Raw genomic sequence first — 17,141 nt, 5'->3', positions numbered from 1 at the left:
CGTCATGTCTCCTTCAGGGTCAGGGCCGGACGGACCGGCGCGGCCGGCTCGGCCAGCGCCTCCCAATAGACCTTGCGGGTCCGGTCGATATGTTCGGCGAGCAGCGTCTCGAGCGCCGGGATGTCGCCGGCCTCGAACAGGTCGGCCATCGCCCGATGCTCCTCGTAGGAGGTGTCGCGGCGCGGGCGCGAACGCGCGGTCAGGTGGGTGCGCAAGGCCGCCACCTTGCCGGCGGCGAGCCGGTAGGCATCGGCCAGATAGGCATTGCCGCAATGGTCGAACAGCGCACGATGGAAGCGGCTGTCGGCGCGGCCATAGGCGACGGCATCGTCGGTGGAGGCGCGGTCCATCTCGGCGATCGCCTCGCGCCAGGACGCCAGGGCCTCCGTCCGGGCCCGCGCATGGCAGAGCCGCACGGCCTGGATCTCCAGGATGGTGCGGTACTCGCACAGGATCGCCGTATCCTCGATGGTCGGCTGGAAGACGAAGCTGCCCTTCTTGTTGAGGATCACCACCAGCCCTGTCCCGGCCAGCGCCGCCAGCGCATCGCGCACCGGCGTGCGGCTGACCCCGAAGGACTTGGCCAGCGTCTCCTCCGAGATCATCGCGCCGAGCCCGAACTCGCCCTCCACGATCGCCCGCTCCAGGCGATCGATGATCATGGCGGTCAAGGACCGGGGCGCCTCGATCCTCAGGTCGGGCATCAGGCGGCCGATCGCGGCTGGCGCGCGCGCAGGCGGCCGATGGCGATGCGCAGGAACGGCCAGGTCCAGACGACGAGCGTCGCAACCCCGAGCACGCCGGCGATCGGGCGTTCGAAGAAGTCGGCGACATGGCCGTCGGACTTGATCATCGACTTGACCAGGTTCTCCTCCAGCATCGGACCGAGCACCACGCCCAGGATGGCCGGTGCGACGGGGAAGTCGTTCTCCTCCAGGATATAGGCGACGAAGCCGGCGACCAGCATGATGCCGATATCGAAGGCCGCATTGTTCATCGCGAAGGAGCCGACGATGCAGAAGAGCAGGATGACGGGCATCAGGATGGCGCGCGGCACCGCCAGGATGCGCTTGGCGACCTTGATCGTGGCCCAGCCGAACGGCACCATGATCAGGTTGGCGAAGATGAACAGGATGTAGATCGCGTAGATGTTCTGCGGATTGGTCGTGAACAGCGTCGGGCCGGGATTGAGGTTCTTCATGTAGAGCACGCCGATCACGATCGCGGTCAGCGTGTCACCCGGAATGCCGAAAACCAGCGCCGGGATCCAGGCGCCGGCGAGCGCGCTGTTGTTGGCCGCGCCGGATTCGACGATGCCCTCGACATGGCCGGTGCCGAACTTCTCCGGTTCCTTGGAGAATTTCTTGGAGACCGCATAGCTCATCCAGGCGGCGATGTCCGAGCCCGCCCCCGGCAGGGCGCCGACGACGGTGCCGAGCACGCTGCCGCGGACGATCTGGACCGGATACTTGACGGTCAGCCGCCACATGCCGGCGAAGACATTGACGATCGGCTGGTCGATGATCGGCGGCCGGGCCTTGGTGTCGAGCGCGTAGCGGATGATCTCCGAGGTCGCGAACATGCCGATCAAGAGCGGCAGGAAGCCGATGCCGCCCATCAGGTCGGTGTTGCCGCCGGTGAAGCGCGGGAAGGCGGCCGGATTGCTCAATCCCACCGAGGCGACCAGGAAGCCGAGCACCAGCATGATGCCGCCCTTGAGCGGCCGGTCGGACGAGATGGCGATCGCGCAGGTGATGCCGAGCAGGATCAGCCAGAAATACTCGAAGGAGGTGAAGTTGAGGGCGAATTCGGCCAGGATCGGCGCGCAGGCGATCAGCACGACGGTGCCGAACAGGCCGCCGATGGCCGAGAAGACGAGGCCGGCGCCGAGCGCGGTGTCGGCATGGCCGTTGCGCGACATGGCGAAGGATTCGTCCGTATAGGCGGCCGAGGCGGCGGTGCCGGGCATGCGCAGCAGGCAGCCGGGAATGTCGCCGGCGAAGATCGCCATGGCGCTGGTCGTGACCATGGCGGCGAGCGCCGGGATCGGGTCCATGAAGAAGGTCAGCGGCACCAGCAGCGCCAGCGCCATGGTGGCGGTCAAGCCCGGCACGGCGCCGACGAACAGGCCGTAGATCGAGGAGGCGGCGATGATCAGGAGGGTTTCGGTGTTGAAGACCATCCCGAAGGCGGTGACGACGGCGTCCATGGCGGCCCCCTTCAGAAGGCGTAGCGGGTGAGGAGACCCCAGGGCAGTGGCACGCCGAGGACCTTGTAGAAGAGCCCCCACATGATCGCCGTGGTGAGCAGGGCCGAGACCAGCGCCGTCGGCCAGCGGATGCCGAGCGTCAGATGCCAGACGAACATCAGCGGCGGCACGACGATCAGGAATCCGAGCCGGTTGGCGAGCATCGTATAGGCCAGGATGCCGCCGAGCGTGGCGAGGCCGGCCAGGATATGGCGCGGCGAGGCGACCCAGGGGCCGACCTCGACCAGCCCGCGCATGCGCGCCGGCGCCAGCCGTCCCTTGACGAACAGCATCAGCCCGAACACCGTCAGAAGCGCCCCGGCCGTGCCGGGAAACACCGCCGGGCCGACATCCTGGCCGGGCATCTTCGGATAGCCGGAGACCGTGACCAGCACGGCCACCCCGATCAGGGCGAAGATCAGCCCGAGGATCGTGTCGTGGATTTTCATGAGGGTCCCCCGGGGGATCGGATCGCGACGGGCGGCAGCGACGGCGGTCGGCCCGGGACGGCGGCGAGGCCATCCCGGACCGGCACGTCCCGCCCGTGGGGTCACTTCTTCAGGCCGACCTCGGTCAGGGTCTCGCCGAGATTCTTGTCGTTGGCGACCATGAAGGCGCGGAAGCCCTCGCCGGGGGTCCAGCCGGTCGCGTAGCCCTTCGACTTCATGAAGTTCAGATAGTCGGCGGTCTCGACCGCCTTGCCGACCTCGGCCTGCAGGCGGGCGACGACCGGGGCCGGCGTGCCCTTCGGGGCGACGATGCCGCGCCAGGAGCCCATCGACCAGGCGAGGCCCGCCGCCTCCTGCAGGGTCGGCACGTCCGGCGCCGCGGCGTCGCGCTTCGGCGCCAGGATGGCGAGCGGACGGATGCGGCCGGCCGCCATCAGCGCGGCGGCTTCGGGCAGCGAGGCGGTGGCGATCTGCACGCCGCCGGCGGCGAGATCCTGCAGGCCCGGCGCCGCACCTTCGCTCGGCACCCAGGCGACGCGCGCGGTCGGAATGCCGGCGGCCTTCAGGAGACCGGCAAGCGCCAGGTGGTTGACCCCGCCCTGCGCGCTGCCCGAGGCCTTGAACTGGCGGTCGGAGCTCTTGGCGACCGCGTCGACCAGATCCTTGGCGGTCTTGTAGGGGCTGTCGGCGCGCACGAAGATCGCAGCCGGGTCGGAATTGTAGAGGCCGATCGGCTCGTAGGCCTCATGCGTCAGGGCGGTCAGGCCCTGGTGATGCATGCCGCCGATCTCCAGCGTGGCGATGCCGATGGTGTAGCCGTCCGGCTCGGCCGAGGCGATCGCCTGATGGCCGACCACGCCGGAGCCGCCGGTGCGGTTGACGACCGGGACCGGCACGCCGAGCTGCTTTTCCAGAAGCGAGGCGATCATGCGCGCGGTCGCGTCGGTGCCGCCGCCCGCGCCCCAGGGCACGATCATGGTGATCGGCCGGTTCGGCCAGGTCTGAGCCGCGGCCGGGCCGGCGGCGGCGAGCACGGCGGCACCGGCCAGCGCGGCGAGCAGGGTGCGGCGTCCGAAGGTCAGGGGAGAGACGTTCAGGGTGGTCATGGGTTTCCTCCGTTCCCAGTGTCGTTGAAAGGTGCCGGCCGCATGTTTCCGCGGCTTCGGGGCATTTCCGTCCGCGGCCCTCCGGTCGGGCCGGACGCGGCAGGCCGTCCCGATCAGGCCGGGTCCGGCAGAACCTTGCCGGGGTTGAGGATGCCGAGCGGATCCAGCGCCTGCTTGATGGCGCGCATCACCGCGATCCCCTCCCCGTGCTCCAGGGTCATGAACTTGCGCTTGCCCGAGCCGACGCCGTGCTCGCCGGTCGCGGTGCCCTCCATGGCGATGGCGCGGCGGACCAGGCGGTCGTTGAGCGCCTCGGCCTCGGCGAGTTCCGCCGGATCGGCCGGATCGATGACCAGGCCGAGATGGAAGTTGCCGTCGCCGACATGGCCGACGGTGGCGACGAAGAAGCTCGCCCCGGCCACGTCGTCGCGGGTGGCGCGGACCAGTTCGGTCAGGCGCGAGATCGGCACGCAGACATCGGTGCTCCAGACGCGCGCGCCCGGGCGCATGCCCTGGATGGCGTAATGGACATTGTGGCGGACATGCCAGAGCCGGTTCAAAGCCTCCTGGCCGGAAGCCCATTCGAAGCCGGCGCCGCCATGGTCGCGGGCGATCTCCTCGACCTGGGCGGCCTGCTCGTCGACGCCGGCACGGGTGCCCTGGAACTCGAAGAACAGCGTCGGCACCTCGGCGAAGGCCGCCTTGAAGTGCCGGTTGACCGCCGCCATCGTGTTGCCGTCGAGCAGTTCGACCCGGCTGACCGGGATGCCGCACTGGATCAGCGTGGTCACGGTCTGGACCGCGTCGGCGATGTCGTCGAAGCGGCAGGTCGCCGCCGAGATCGCCTCGGGGATGCCGTAGAGGCGCACCGTCAGTTCGGTGATGATGCCGAGCGTGCCTTCCGAGCCGACCAGCAGCCGGGTCAGGTCGTAGCCGGCGGAGGATTTGCGCGCCCGCCCTCCGGTGCGCACGATGCGGCCGTCCGCCATCACGGCGGTCAGCTGCACGACATTCTCGCGCATCGTGCCGTAGCGGACCGCATTGGTGCCGGAAGCGCGCGTCGCCGCCATGCCGCCGAGCGTCGCCTCGGAACCGGGATCGACCGGGAAGAACAGCCCGGCATCGCGCAGATGGGTGTTCAACTGCTGGCGCGTCACGCCGGCCTCGACGGTGGCGTCGAGATCGTCCGGCCGGACCGCCAGGATGCGGTTCATGCCCGCGAGGTCGATCGACAGGCCGCCCCGGGTCGCGCCGACATGGCCCTCGAGCGAGGTGCCGGCCCCGAAGGCGACGATCGGGGTCCTGTGCTGCGCCGCAAGACGGACGATCGCGGCGACCTCCTCGGTCGAGACCGCGCGGCAGACCCCGTCCGGCGGTTCGCCCGGGTGCCAGGATTCGCCGCGGCCGTGGCTCTCGCGATCCGCGGACGACATGGAAAACCGGTTTCCGAGCAAGGCCTTCAGCGCTTCGACGAGCGCCGGGTCGAGAGCGGGGCGGGGTTCGGGGACGACGATGGTCACGTCTGGGCTCGCGGCTGGATCGGCGTCCGGCAGGCCCGCCGGACATCGGGAGAGTGGCACCCCGCCGGCCGATCCGTCAACGGCTTGTATGTAAGGTATTTGACCTTAGTTGTGCTGCACCGCAGCGACGGCGCGGCCACCGAACGCGCATGCGCCGTCGCCCGGGCGCGCGGCCCGGCGACGGCAATCGGTGTTGAAGATGAAGCGGGATAGCCGGTTCAGAGCGCCGGCAGGTCGCCGCGGGCCCAGCCGTCCTTGACGGCGGCCTTGTGGTCCTGGAACCGGCCGGCCTCGATGGCGGCGCGCAGGCCGGCCATCAGGTCCTGGTAGTAGGACAGGTTGATCCAGGTCAGCAGCATGGCGCCGAGCGCCTCCTCGGCCTTGACCAGATGGTGCAGGTAGGCGCGCGAATAGTCCCGCGCCGCCGGACAGGTGGACTCCTCGTCGATCGGGCGCGGATCGTCGGCGTGGCGGGCATTGCGCAGGTTGACCTTGCCACGCCGCGTGAAGGCCTGGCCGTGGCGGCCGGCCCGGGTCGGCATGACGCAATCGAACATGTCGATGCCGCGGCCGACCGATTCGACGATGTCGTCGGGCGTGCCGACGCCCATCAGGTAGCGCGGCCGGTCGGCCGGCAGTTCGGGCGTGGTCGCCGACAGGATGCGCAACATGACGTCCTGCGGCTCGCCGACCGCCAGCCCGCCGACCGCGTAGCCGTGGAAACCGATCGCGGTCAGCGCGCGCGCCGATTCCACACGCAGCGCCTCGTCGTCGCCGCCCTGCACGATGGCGAACAGGCCGTGGCCGGGCTTGCCGAAGAAGGCCGCCTTGGAGCGTTCGGCCCAGCGCAGCGACAGCCGCATGGCACGCTCGATCTCGGCGCGCTCGGCCGGCAGCGCGACGCATTCGTCGAGTTGCATCTGGATGTCGGAGCCGAGCAGGCCCTGGATCTCCAGGCTGCGCTCCGGCGACAGCACATGGCGGCTGCCGTCGATATGGCTCTGGAAGGTGACCGCCTGCTCGTTGAGCTTGCGGAGCTTGGCCAGCGACATGACCTGGAAGCCGCCGGAATCGGTCAGGATCGGGTGCGGCCAGTTCATGAAGCGGTGCAGGCCGCCGAGCCGGTCGACGCGCTCGGCGGTCGGGCGCAGCATCAGGTGATAGGTGTTGCCGAGCAGGATGTCGGCGCCGAGCGCCCTCACCTGCTCGGGATACATGGTCTTCACCGTCGCCTGGGTGCCGACCGGCATGAAGGCCGGCGTGCGGATCGCGCCATGCGCGGTCGTCACCTCGCCGCGCCGGGCCATGCCGTCGGTGGCGATCAGGCGGAAGCCGAAGGCAGGCACTGCTGCGGGTTCAGTCGGAGCGGTCATCGGCCGGTGGCCCTGAAGAGCAGCGAGGTATCGCCGTAGGAATAGAAGCGATAGCCGGTTGCGATCGCCTGCGCATAGGCGGCCCGCATGCAGTCGAGCCCGGCAAAGGCCGAGACCAGCATGAACAGGGTCGAGCGCGGCAGGTGGAAATTGGTCATCAGCATGTCGACCGCGCGGATCGGCTTGCCGGGGGTGATGAAGATGTCGGTCTCGCCCGAGAAGGGTTGGATGCGCCCCTCCCCGTCGGCCGCGCTTTCCAGGAGCCGGAGCGAGGTCGTGCCCACCGCCACGATCCGCCCGCCGCGCGCCCGCACGGCGTTGAGCGCGTCCGCCGTCGCCACATCGATCGTGCCCCATTCGGAATGCATGCGGTGCTCGGCGGTGTCCTCGGCCTTGACCGGCAGGAAGGTGCCCGCGCCGACATGCAGCGTCACGAAATGCCGCTCGACGCCGGCCGCGTCGAGCCGCGCGATCAGGTCGGGCGTGAAATGCAGCCCGGCGGTCGGCGCCGCGACCGCACCCTCGGCACGGGCGTAGACGGTCTGGTAGTCGGCGAGGTCCTGCGCGTCGGCGGCGCGTTTCGACGAGATGTAGGGCGGCAGCGGCACGGTGCCGACGGCATGGATGGCCTGGTCGAGATCCGGGCCGGCGAGGTCGAAGGCGATCAGCACCTGCCCGTCCTCGGCCTTCTCGGCGACCGTCGCCCAGACCTCGCCGAGCAGGCAGGCCCGTCCCTGTTCGCCGAAGAGGATTCGATCGCCGACCTTCAACCGCTTGCCCGGCCGCGCGAAGGCGCGCCAGCGGTCCGCCCCCTCCCGCTTCAGGAGCGTGAAGGCGACGGCGACGCGGCCCTCGTCGCGGATGCGGGTGCCGTGCAGTTCGGCCGGGATCACCCGCGTGTCGTTGAAGACCAGCGCATCGCCCGGCCGGACCAATTCGGGCAGATCGCCGACGGTCCGGTCCTCGATCCGGCAGCCCTCGTCCGGGCGCACGACCATCAACCGCGCCGCCTCGCGCGGGCTCGCCGGCCGGAGCGCGATCCGCTCGGCCGGAAGGTCGAAATCGAACAGGTCGACGCGCAGGGCTCAACTCCCGGACATGCGGGCTTCAAAACGGCGACAGCCCCGCGCCGGCCGGAGCCGAGGCACGGGGCTTCGCTTGCAGTTCAGACGATCCGACCGTCAGGCGGCCTTTTCGTCGGCCAGGACGCGCAGCGACACGATCTTGTCCGGGTCGCGGACGGGCTCGCCGCGCTTGATCTTGTCGACATTCTCCATGCCTTCGGTGACCTTGCCCCAGACCGTGTACTGACGGTCGAGGAAGCGGGCGTCCTCGAAGCAGATGAAGAACTGCGAGTTGGCCGAATTCGGGTTCTGGGCCCGGGCCATCGAGCAGACGCCGCGCACATGCGGCTCGGTGTTGAACTCGGCCTTGAGGTCCGGGTAGCTCGAACCGCCGGTGCCGGTGCCGCGCGGGCAGCCGGTCTGGGCCATGAAGCCCTCGATCACGCGGTGGAAGACGATGCCGTCGTAGAACTTCTCGCGGGCGAGCTTCTTGATGCGCTCGACATGGCCGGGCGCGAGGTCCGGGCGCAGTTCGATGACGACACGGCCCTTGGTCGTCTCCATCACCAGCGTGTTTTCGGGATCGGCAGCCATCGTCTATCCTTGTCGTTGAGCGGCCGCGTCACGGCCATGCCTGTCGTGCGGCGGCCACAGGGAGCCGCGTCGGGCGGTCTTATCGACGAAAATGCCCCGGTCCGCAACCGAGCGGACCGGCACCGTTCCGCACAGACCGGCTCACTTCACGTCCGCGGCGACCTGCATCTTGACGATGATGTCCGGATCGGCGACCGCGCCGTTGTTCTCCTTGGTGCCCTTGCGGATCTGGTCGACGACCGCCATGCCGTCGATCACCTCGCCGAACACCGTATACTTGCCGTTGAGCCAGGGGCTGTCGGCAAGGCAGATGAAGAACTGCGAATTGGCGCTGTTCGGATCGTTCGAACGGGCCATGCCGAGCGTGCCGCGCTGGAACTTGGCGTCGGTGAACTCGGCCGGCAGGTTCGGCAGCGGCGAGCCGCCGGTGCCGTTGCCGCGCGGATCGCCGGTCTGGGCCATGAAGTCCGGGATCACCCGGTGGAACTTGAGGCCGTTGTAGAAGCCCTGGCGGGTCAAGGTCTTGATGCGCTCGACATGCTTCGGGGCCAGGCCCGGGCGCAGCATGATGGTGACGCGGCCATACTGCGTGTCGAGATAGAGCGTGTTCTCGGGATCGGGCTTCTCGGCGGCATGGACGGCGGGGATCAGCGCGGCCGCACCGAGGGCGGCCAGGAAAGTCCTGCGGAGCATCGAATGGATCCTTGTTCGGGTCGGTCGGGTCAGCCGCCGGCGGCGCGGGCGGCGAGCCTTGCGGCGACGCCTTCCGGCACGAACGGCGCCGGATCGCCGCCCATCTGGGCGATCTGCCGGACCAGCGTGGCGGTGATGTGGCGGACATGCGGTGAGGCCGGCAGGAAGATCGTGCGCACGGACGGCGCCATGATGCCGTTCATGCCGGCCATCTGCATTTCATAGTCGAGGTCGGTGCCGTCGCGCAGGCCGCGGATCAGGATCGAGGCGCCCCGCTCGGCCGCCACCTTCACAACCAGCCCCTGGAAGGCCATCACGTCGACCCGCGCCTGCGGGTGGCCGAGCGCGGCGACGGCCTCGCGGATCATCGTCTCGCGCTCCTCGAAGCTGAACAGCGGCTTCTTGGTGGCGCTGATGCCGATCGCGACGATCACCCGATCGGCGATGTCGAGCGCCTGGGCGAGAACGTCCACATGGCCGTTGGTGACGGGATCGAAGGAGCCGGGATAGAGCGCTGTACGGGTCATGCCGCCTCCTTAGCGCAACTCGCGCCCGGACGGAATCGCCAGGACGACGGAATCGCCAGGACGGCCGGGCCGGTCGATTCCCCCGGCAGACGGGACTCGAAGCGTTTCGACCGGCCCCGACCGCTGCGATTCCGCTGCCGCCCGTGTCGTTCCGGCCGGAATGTTTCGTCGTAGCCGGGATTGTTTCGTCCCCCTCCCATTCTGTTGCCGGTTCGAAACCCGATTGCCGAACGGACGCAAAGACGCCGACACGGAGCGCCGCTAGTCTCACCGGTGTCAGAGATGAAGACGACCTGAACGACCGGCTCCGAGACCATTCACGATCCGCGTGGAAAGGTCGGGGCCCAGACGAGAGAGACGGAGAGGAACGATGAGCCTCCAGAAGATGATCGCCACGATTGCCGCCGCGGCTGGCCTGACCGGATCGATCCTGTTCGGAGCCGCCCATGCCGAGCGCACCGAGACCGCCGGCAAGGCCGACCGGATCGCGATCGCCGCCACCAACGCCCGCATCGCCGCGGCGTTCGACCTGATCTCGGCCTGCACCGGCGCCGGCCATGAGGCCGCCCCGGACTGCGCCTCCGACGCCGACAACGGCATCCTGCCGGTCCGGACCATCACCATCGAGAAGCGCGACGAAGCCGCACGGACTTCGGTCCTCGTCCGCATGCCCGCCCCCGAGGTGAGCCGCTGAATTTCCGCCGTCGCGGCCGACCTGACCCGTCGCGCCGCCGGCACCCGAGCTTGGAGACCGGGGCGGCAACCCACCCGCACCCCCTGACCATCGCCGCTTCGGTCTCCAACACCCTTCGCCCGCGACCCCGGGCGCCTGATGTTCCCCCTTCGTGGCTAGCCATCCAGCCACCACCTGGGCCGCGCTTCGAACAGGAGCGCGGCCTTTTTCTTTTCCCCGGCGGTGGCCGGAACGGTCGAGACCCGACCGCTCCGCTATCGGCGTCAGACGTGGCGGGCCGCCTTCAGATGGGCGACGGCGATCCCGAGCACCACGACGGCGAGGCCCTGGTGGACGAGCGCGAGACCGAGCGGGACGACCATCAGCAGCGTCAGGATGCCGACGGCCGCCTGGGCGGTCACCGCGAGACCGAGCAGCAGGCCGCTCGCCCGGGCCGCACCGCCGGCCCGCATGGCGAGGCCCGCCTGGACGAGGGCGAGCGCGAACAGCGTATAGGCGCCGATCCGGTGGACGAACTGGACGAGGCCGTGATTCTCGAACAGGTTGCGCCAGGCCGGCTCCAGCGCCAGGGGCGCGTCCGGCAGGAAGCTGCCGTTCATCGACGGCCAGGTGTTGTAGACGAGACCGGCATCGTTGCCGGCGACCAGCCCGCCGAGGAAGATCTGCACGAAGACCGCGGCCGTCACGACCGTGGCGCCGACCGCCAGCCCGCGCCGGCGCCGGGCCGCCGCCGGGGTCTTCGAAGCCGGCTCGTCCAGCGACAGGGCGGTCCAGACCAGCATGGCGAAGATGAAGCAGGCGAGCGTCAGATGCGTCGCCAGCCGGTAGGGCGCGACGTCGACCCGGTCGACCAGCCCTGAGGCGACCATCCACCAGCCGACCGCCCCCTGCAGGCCGCCGAGGGCGAACAGCGTCACGAAGCGCGGCACCTGGCGGCGCGCGATCCGCCCGGTCGCGGCGAAGACCAGGAACGGCACCAGGAAGGCGACCCCGATGAAGCGGCCGAGGAAGCGGTGCGCCCATTCCCACCAGAAGATGACCTTGAACGCCTCCAGGCTCATGCCCTGGTTGACGAGCTTATACTGCGGGATCTGCCGGTACTTTTCGAAGGCCTCGTGCCAGGCCGCATCGGTCAGCGGCGGCAGGGCACCGAGCAGGGGCTGCCATTCGGTGATCGAAAGACCGGAATCGGTCAGCCGCGTCGCCCCGCCGACGATCACCATGGCGAAGACCAGGAAGGCGACGAAGCCGAGCCAGACCTTGACCGGCCCGGTTCCGGTCGATGCGGGCGCGGCCGACGGCGTGACGGACAGAGTGGCGGACATGGACATTCCTCAGGCGCGTTCGCCGGGGCTTTCCTCCGGGCGCGACGACCCGATATAGGAATTCGGTCCCTTCTTCCACAGCCGCCGCGGCAAAGGCGCCCGCCCGCCAAGGCCCGGCCGCCGCGTCACGGAGCCCTGCCCGCCATGCCGCCTCGCCTCAAGCGCCTCTTCGGGGTCGTCCTGCTGCTCGTCTTCGTGTTCTTCTACATCTGGGTGATGACCGATGTCGGCGCCGTCGTCATCAGCCGCGCCGAAGGGCCCTGGCGGATGCTCTACTTCGCCCTGGCCGGGATCGCATGGATCGTCCCGGCGGGCGCGATCATCTGGTGGATGTACCGGCCCCGCCGCACCGGCCCCTGATCGTCCTCCGTCCGCCCTGCCCTCCCGGGCCGGCGGTCAGGCCACGTCGAGGCGCCGGAACCGGTTCCAAAGCATGAAGGGTGCGCCCGACAGCAGCACGTCGAGATAGCGCAGATCCTGGAAATTGCCGTTGAGCGAGACCCGCGGCAGGGCCGTCCGATGACCGGCATGTTCGGCGTGCAGCATGCCGGGCCGCGTGGTCACCGCGAGATCGAAACCGGCCTCGCGCGCCAGGTCGAATTCGCGCGCACCGGCGGCGCGGTGCGATCCGTAGGGATAGGCGAAGAAGCGCGGCCGGGTGCCGATCATGCCGGCGAGGTCGTCGGCCGACCCGGCCATCTCCTGGAGCGCCGCCGCCCGGTCGAGACGCCGGAGGTTCGGGTGCGTCCGCGTGTGCGCGCCGATGGTGACCAGCGGGTCGGCGGCCAGCTCGGCCAGTTCGGCCCGCGTCATGATCTCGTGCCGGGTCGGACGCAACGGATCCAGTCCGACCTCCCCGGCGAGGCGCTCGACGCGCTCGAACACCAGGCCGGGATCGGCCGTCCGGGCCCAGCACAGGATCCGGTTGGCGACGCTTTCCTTCGTGGCGCGGCTGGCCGTCTCGAAGACCTCAGGTCCCGCGCCCAGGTCGAAGGTCAGCACCGGGACCATGCCGACGACCTCCTCGACCACCTTCCACCACAGCATGGTGGTGCGGTCGACGAAGCCGGACGTGACGAAGACCGTGAACGGAATGCCGTGCCGGCGGAAGATCGGCCGCGCGATCTCGCGATTGTCGCGATAGCCGTCGTCGAAGGTGACCACCGCAAAGCGCCGTGCCGCCGGATCCTCAAGCCGTCGGGCGGCCTCGGCCAGATCGACGAAATCGATGCCCCGCGCGCGGATGGACGTCAGCACGCCCTCGAGGAATTCGGGCGTGACCTCGAGTTCGCGGTTCGGCGCACAAGGTCCCGGCACGAAGGGGCGGACATGGTGCAGCGTCAGGATCAAGCCTTTGCCCGGACAGGCGAAAGGGTGGACGCGGAAGGCGCCGGTCAGCGCCAGAGCCTCCATCCCTCCTCTTTGCACCAGTGTTTTCAGTTTCTTCATGGCTCCCCCGAGTCATTTGCGCAACCATGACACGAACAGGCAAATGAACTCTGAACGTTTCGGTCGCGCACCGCGGCAGAACCAGTTGCCGTGCTCTTCATCTTAAAATAACCGGCCAGCCTTCAGGGTATCCGGCACGGCGGATTGCTGTCCCTATGGTTAACCGAGCCTGCCGTTAAATATATGCCGACATTGAAGGGCCTGGGTGCTGCGTGCTCGGCTTAACAATTTCGACAATCAACGGTATGCTTCCTGAGGATGAAGCCCGGATCGGAAAGCATGTCGATATCGACGGGAGTGCATGCCGGCAGGATAGCGGCCCGACCGCAGCGGGGCTTCGCCATGGCGTCGGCCATCGACCCGACCGTGACGATCGTGCGCACGCTTGCCGAGGCGGAAGCCGCGTGGCGGTGGCTGGAAGCCCGCGACGCGGTCCCGCCGTTCCAGCGCTACGACTGGGTCCGCCTCTGGCTCGACGAAATCGGCACCGACCGCGGCGTCGAACCGCTGATCGCGATCGGACGCCGTGGCCCTGACCTCGTCTTCCTGTGGCCGCTGATGGTGGTCCGCGAAGGCGCCGTCCGGGTCGGCCGATGGCTCGGCGACCGCAATGCGAACTACAATCCGGGCCTTTACGCTCCGGGAGAACGGGCACGGACGACGCGCGAGACGATCGCCTCCGCGCTTGACGAGATCGCCCGGAGCGCCGCGATCGACTGCTACCACCTGGAACGGCAGCCGCGGGTCTGGGCAGGCAGCGGCAATGCGCTGGCGACGATCCGGGGCTCGGTCGCCTCGCCGAGCAACGGCCATGTCGTCACCCTGGCGCCCTGCTTCGAGCAGCTGCTCGCGCGCCATCCCGGCTCGCACCGGCGCAAGCGGATGCGTCAGCGCGAACGCCATTTCGAGGCGCACGGCGACTATCGCATCGCGACGGCCGCAACCGCCGGCGAGGCCGCCGCGACGCTGGCCGTCTTTCTGGAGCAGAAGGCAAGGCGCTTCGCCGAAATGGGCGTGCCGAACGTGTTCGCGTCGGCCGGGGTCGCGGGCTTCCTGCGCCGGATGGCGACCGAGACTGGTCCGAACGGGGCGCCGCTGCTGCGGCTGCACGCACTCTGGGCGGGCGGTCGGATCCGCGCGGTGGCCGGCACGGCGACCGCCGGCGACAGCCGCTCCATCCTGTTCCTGTCCTTCGCCAATGACGAACTGGCCCGGTTCGGTCCCGGGACGACGCTGGTCTACCGGCTGGTCGAGGCCGGCTGCCGGGATGGCCTTGCCGGGCTCGATTTCGGCGTCGGCGAGGAGCCCTACAAGGAAAACTGGTGCGACCAGGAGATCGAACTGGCCGAGACCCTGCTGCCGGTGACGCTGAAAGGACATGCCTTTGCGGCCGCAACCCGGACGGCGCTCGGCCTGAAGCGCGCGGTCAAGCGCAATCCCGCCGCCTGGAAGCTCTACCGGCAGTTGCGCCTGCGCACCGCCCCGCTGCGCCGCGGCCCGCCCTGATCGCGATCGGCCGCGCGCCGATCATTGCGGGCGATCGGCGCCGCCGTCACGCTGCCCTGACCGCGCCGGCCGCCAGCGTCTCCGTGGCCAGGATCGAGACCCGGCCGGGATCGCCGTGACCGAGCGCTGCGGCCACCATCCGGGACGGCGCATCGGCTTCGGACCGTTCGGTCGCCACCACGACGTGGTCGGCGATCCCCGCCAGGGCGATACCGACCGGGTCGGCCGATGTCAGGCTGCCGACCACGACGACGACATGCTCGTAGGAGAGTTGCAGCGCCTCGACGACGGCGAGGCTGCGATCATGGTCGAGCGGGGTCGCCTCGGCCGCACCGGGCGGCACGACATGGGCCAGCGAACCGGAATCGCGGTGGATCGCGGCGCCGAAGCCGCAGCGGCCGGCGACCAGATCGGCAAAGCCCGGCCGGTCCCGGCCGTCCAGCACATGCTCGGCATCGAAGCCCTCGCCCGCCAGAACCACGAGGCAGACCGGGATGGCCGCAGCCGCGCCGGTGCGGACCAGACCCAGGGCAGCCCGTTGCGCGACGGCATTGTCGGCGGCCGCCACCACCGCCACCAGGCGCGCATCCCGGCCCGGACCGTCGATGCGGCGCCAGATTTCGAGCGGACCGACCGAGGCCGAGGGCCCGGGCCTGGCGTCGGCCGCCTCGACCGGCCCGGCCTGGCCGACCGGCGCCTGACCGGAGACGGCAGCGGCGGGCGGCACGGGCGGCGGCGCCGCGGCCTCGGCTTTCGAACCCGCCGTGGCAACCGCCGCGACCGGGTCCGGCTGGCCGGCATCGGCGCGTTCGATCGCCTTGGCGGCCTCGATCAGCGCGCTTGCCGCCGCCACCACGCCGGGCGGCCCCTTGTCCGAGCCGGAGGCCGGGGCGGCGGCCGAGGCCGCTGCGACGGGCCGGTCCTCGGCTGCCGTCGCGGCCGGGGCCGGATCGCCGGCCGAATGCCGCATCAGGCCGAGGATCGGGGCGTCCGCATCGGTCGCGCTCTCGCGCGCCGGGGCTGAGGGATCGACGGGGTCCTGTCTGCGCGGGGGAATATCGGGCGACGCGACCACGACCGGGCCGCGCGCCGCAGCCGACCGGCCCCGCGGCGGCTGATCCGTCAGTGATGCGCCGGCGACGGCCGTGGCAGCGAGGAGCTCGCGCAGGATGACGATCGTGCCGCAGAGCAGGAACACGGCGAGCGTCACCACCGAGGTGATCGGAACGACCTTCGGGAAATAGGGACGGCTCGGCGGCGAGGCCTGCGAGATGACGCGCGCATCCGGCGGCTCGCTGCCGAGATTGGCGCGCGTCGCCGCCTCGCGATAGCGCGCGAGCAGGCTTTCGAGCAGGTCGCGCTGTGCCTTGGCATCGCGCTCCAGGGCGCGCAGCTGCACATCCTCCTGGTTGGCGCGCGTCGCCTGGCCCTTGAACTCGCCGAGCTGGCCGCGCAGCTCGCGGATGCGCTGGTCGGCGACCTTCACGTCGTTTTCGAGATTGGCCAGCGTCTTGCGCGCCTCGGCCCGCAGCTGGCCGTCGATGTCGCGCAATTGCGAATTGAGGGTCTGGATCTGCGGATGGCCCGGCAGGTAGATCGCCGACAGCTCCGCGATGCGGCTGCGCAACGCGATCTGCCGCTCGCGCAGGCGCTGGAACATCGGCTGGACGACGATCTCGGTGGCGGCATCGAGCGAGCCGCCCTCCGTGACGATCTTGCGCAGCTGCGCGCTCTTCGCCTCGGCATCGGACTTCACGCCGCGCGCGGCGGTCAACTGGCTGTTCAGCTCGGACAGCTGCTGCTGGAACAGGGTCGTGTTGTTGGTCGACGACAGGAACAGCTCGCTCGACGAGCGGTAGGTTTCGACGCGGCCCTCGGACTCGGCGACCTTGGTGCGCAGCGCGGCAATCTCGCCTTCGAGCCAGCGGGTGGTCTCGGCATTGTCCTTGACCTTCGATTCCCCCTGGAGCCGCAGATAGGCGGTCGTGATCGCATTGGCGATGCGGGAGGCCACGTCCGGATCATGGGCCCAGAACTCGACCTGGATGACGCGCGACTTCTCGACCTGAAAGGCCGTGAAGCGCTCCAGAAAGGTTTCCAGGGCCCGCTCTTCCGGCGAAATCGAACGGCCGCCGGTGAGCCCGAGCGCCGCGACAAGGCCGCCGAGGAAGCCGCGCGACGACGCGAATTCAGGGTGGTCGAGGAGATGTTCGGCCGCGATCACCCGGCGGGCGAGATCGCGCGAGGTGATCAGCTGGACCTGGCTGACGACGCCTTCCTGGTCGAGCAGGGCGCGATCCTGCTCGGCCGTGCGCTGGTCGTTGGTGCGCAGCACCAGCGGCCGGGATTCGATCAGCAGGCGCGCCTCGGCCTTGTAGCGCGGTGCCATCAGGCTGACGCCGACGAAGGTGCCGACCGCCACCAGAAGGACGAGCGGAACGATCCACAGCTTCGCCCGCCAGAGCGCGCTCAGGATCCCGCCGAGATCGATCGACGGCTCTTCCGGCTGTTGGGCGACATTCATGGACACCGCGACTCCCGCACTCTCCTTGTCGGCGACTGTGCGCCGACAGGGTAACCGGTGGGTTAACGC

General features: G+C 69.8%; 16 protein-coding genes. 3 read left to right on the top strand and 13 right to left on the bottom strand.

The window, feature by feature from the left end; genetic code table 11:
• Window positions 1-2: 2 nt before the first annotated feature.
• From ABB55_RS25695 to coaD, 10 genes are all read right to left on the bottom strand, one after another.
• Entirely contained in the window at window positions 3-704 is a 702-nt protein-coding gene (locus tag ABB55_RS25695) for a GntR family transcriptional regulator (RefSeq protein ID WP_054361375.1), read from the bottom strand.
• The gene (locus ABB55_RS25690) at window positions 704-2,209 is read right to left on the bottom strand and encodes a tripartite tricarboxylate transporter permease (protein WP_054361374.1); all 1,506 of its coding nucleotides are present in this window, start codon (window positions 2,207-2,209) and stop codon (window positions 704-706) included. The genes ABB55_RS25695 and ABB55_RS25690 overlap by 1 nt, the downstream gene beginning before the upstream one ends.
• 11 nt (window positions 2,210-2,220) lie before the next feature.
• A complete protein-coding gene (locus tag ABB55_RS25685; protein WP_054361373.1) occupies window positions 2,221-2,697 on the bottom strand; it encodes a tripartite tricarboxylate transporter TctB family protein in 477 nt (158 codons plus the stop codon).
• A 101-nt stretch (window positions 2,698-2,798) separates the two neighbouring features.
• Complete coding sequence (locus ABB55_RS25680) at window positions 2,799-3,803, bottom strand: tripartite tricarboxylate transporter substrate binding protein (protein WP_054361372.1); 1,005 nt, start codon at window positions 3,801-3,803, stop codon at window positions 2,799-2,801.
• A 113-nt stretch (window positions 3,804-3,916) separates the two neighbouring features.
• Complete coding sequence (locus ABB55_RS25675; RefSeq protein WP_244472126.1) at window positions 3,917-5,323, bottom strand: FAD-binding oxidoreductase; 1,407 nt, start codon at window positions 5,321-5,323, stop codon at window positions 3,917-3,919.
• Between the two features lie 218 nt (window positions 5,324-5,541).
• Window positions 5,542-6,696, bottom strand: coding sequence for a tRNA guanosine(34) transglycosylase Tgt (tgt, locus tag ABB55_RS25670; RefSeq protein ID WP_054361371.1), 1,155 nt, complete (start codon window positions 6,694-6,696; stop codon window positions 5,542-5,544).
• Window positions 6,693-7,778 (bottom strand): tRNA preQ1(34) S-adenosylmethionine ribosyltransferase-isomerase QueA, encoded by a 1,086-nt coding sequence (queA, locus tag ABB55_RS25665; protein WP_054361370.1) that lies wholly within the window; start codon window positions 7,776-7,778, stop codon window positions 6,693-6,695. The genes tgt and queA overlap by 4 nt, the downstream gene beginning before the upstream one ends.
• Window positions 7,779-7,877: 99 nt before the next feature.
• Window positions 7,878-8,354 carry a peptidylprolyl isomerase gene (locus ABB55_RS25660; protein WP_054361369.1) on the bottom strand — a complete coding sequence of 159 codons (477 nt, stop codon included), beginning with the start codon at window positions 8,352-8,354 and terminating at the stop codon, window positions 7,878-7,880.
• A gap of 141 nt (window positions 8,355-8,495) precedes the next feature.
• Window positions 8,496-9,047 carry a peptidylprolyl isomerase gene (locus ABB55_RS25655; RefSeq protein ID WP_054361368.1) on the bottom strand — a complete coding sequence of 184 codons (552 nt, stop codon included), beginning with the start codon at window positions 9,045-9,047 and terminating at the stop codon, window positions 8,496-8,498.
• Between the two features lie 29 nt (window positions 9,048-9,076).
• Window positions 9,077-9,574: a pantetheine-phosphate adenylyltransferase gene (gene coaD / locus ABB55_RS25650; protein ID WP_054361367.1), complete on the bottom strand. Its 498-nt coding sequence runs from the start codon at window positions 9,572-9,574 to the stop codon at window positions 9,077-9,079.
• Between the two features lie 370 nt (window positions 9,575-9,944).
• Here coaD and ABB55_RS25645 point away from each other — a divergent pair, with 370 nt between their 5' ends.
• Window positions 9,945-10,268 carry a hypothetical protein gene (locus tag ABB55_RS25645; RefSeq protein WP_054361366.1) on the top strand — a complete coding sequence of 108 codons (324 nt, stop codon included), beginning with the start codon at window positions 9,945-9,947 and terminating at the stop codon, window positions 10,266-10,268.
• Window positions 10,269-10,531: 263 nt separating this feature from the next.
• On the opposite strand, the gene ABB55_RS25640 is transcribed toward ABB55_RS25645, so the two are convergent.
• Window positions 10,532-11,593, bottom strand: a complete 1,062-nt coding sequence (locus ABB55_RS25640) for a COX15/CtaA family protein (RefSeq protein WP_244472125.1) — start codon at window positions 11,591-11,593, stop codon at window positions 10,532-10,534.
• A gap of 144 nt (window positions 11,594-11,737) precedes the next feature.
• Between ABB55_RS25640 and ABB55_RS25635 the strand changes: the two genes are divergently transcribed.
• Entirely contained in the window at window positions 11,738-11,953 is a 216-nt protein-coding gene (locus ABB55_RS25635; protein ID WP_054361364.1) for a DUF2842 domain-containing protein, read from the top strand.
• Between the two features lie 36 nt (window positions 11,954-11,989).
• Here the strand turns inward: ABB55_RS25635 and ABB55_RS25630 are convergent, their stop codons facing one another.
• On the bottom strand, window positions 11,990-13,042 hold the full coding sequence (locus ABB55_RS25630) for a polysaccharide deacetylase family protein (protein WP_083463950.1): 1,053 nt from the start codon (window positions 13,040-13,042) through the stop codon (window positions 11,990-11,992).
• Window positions 13,043-13,384: 342 nt separating this feature from the next.
• Between ABB55_RS25630 and ABB55_RS25625 the strand changes: the two genes are divergently transcribed.
• Window positions 13,385-14,548 (top strand): GNAT family N-acetyltransferase, encoded by a 1,164-nt coding sequence (locus ABB55_RS25625; RefSeq protein ID WP_054361362.1) that lies wholly within the window; start codon window positions 13,385-13,387, stop codon window positions 14,546-14,548.
• 46 nt (window positions 14,549-14,594) lie between these two features.
• Here the strand turns inward: ABB55_RS25625 and ABB55_RS25620 are convergent, their stop codons facing one another.
• The gene (locus ABB55_RS25620) at window positions 14,595-17,072 is read right to left on the bottom strand and encodes a GumC family protein (protein ID WP_054361361.1); all 2,478 of its coding nucleotides are present in this window, start codon (window positions 17,070-17,072) and stop codon (window positions 14,595-14,597) included.
• Window positions 17,073-17,141 lie beyond the last annotated feature (69 nt).

This window comes from Prosthecodimorpha hirschii (assembly GCF_001305515.1).
In the GTDB taxonomy this organism is placed as follows: Bacteria; Pseudomonadota; Alphaproteobacteria; order Rhizobiales; family Ancalomicrobiaceae; genus Prosthecodimorpha; species Prosthecodimorpha hirschii.
This window is presented reverse-complemented; position numbering and strand designations above follow the sequence as displayed.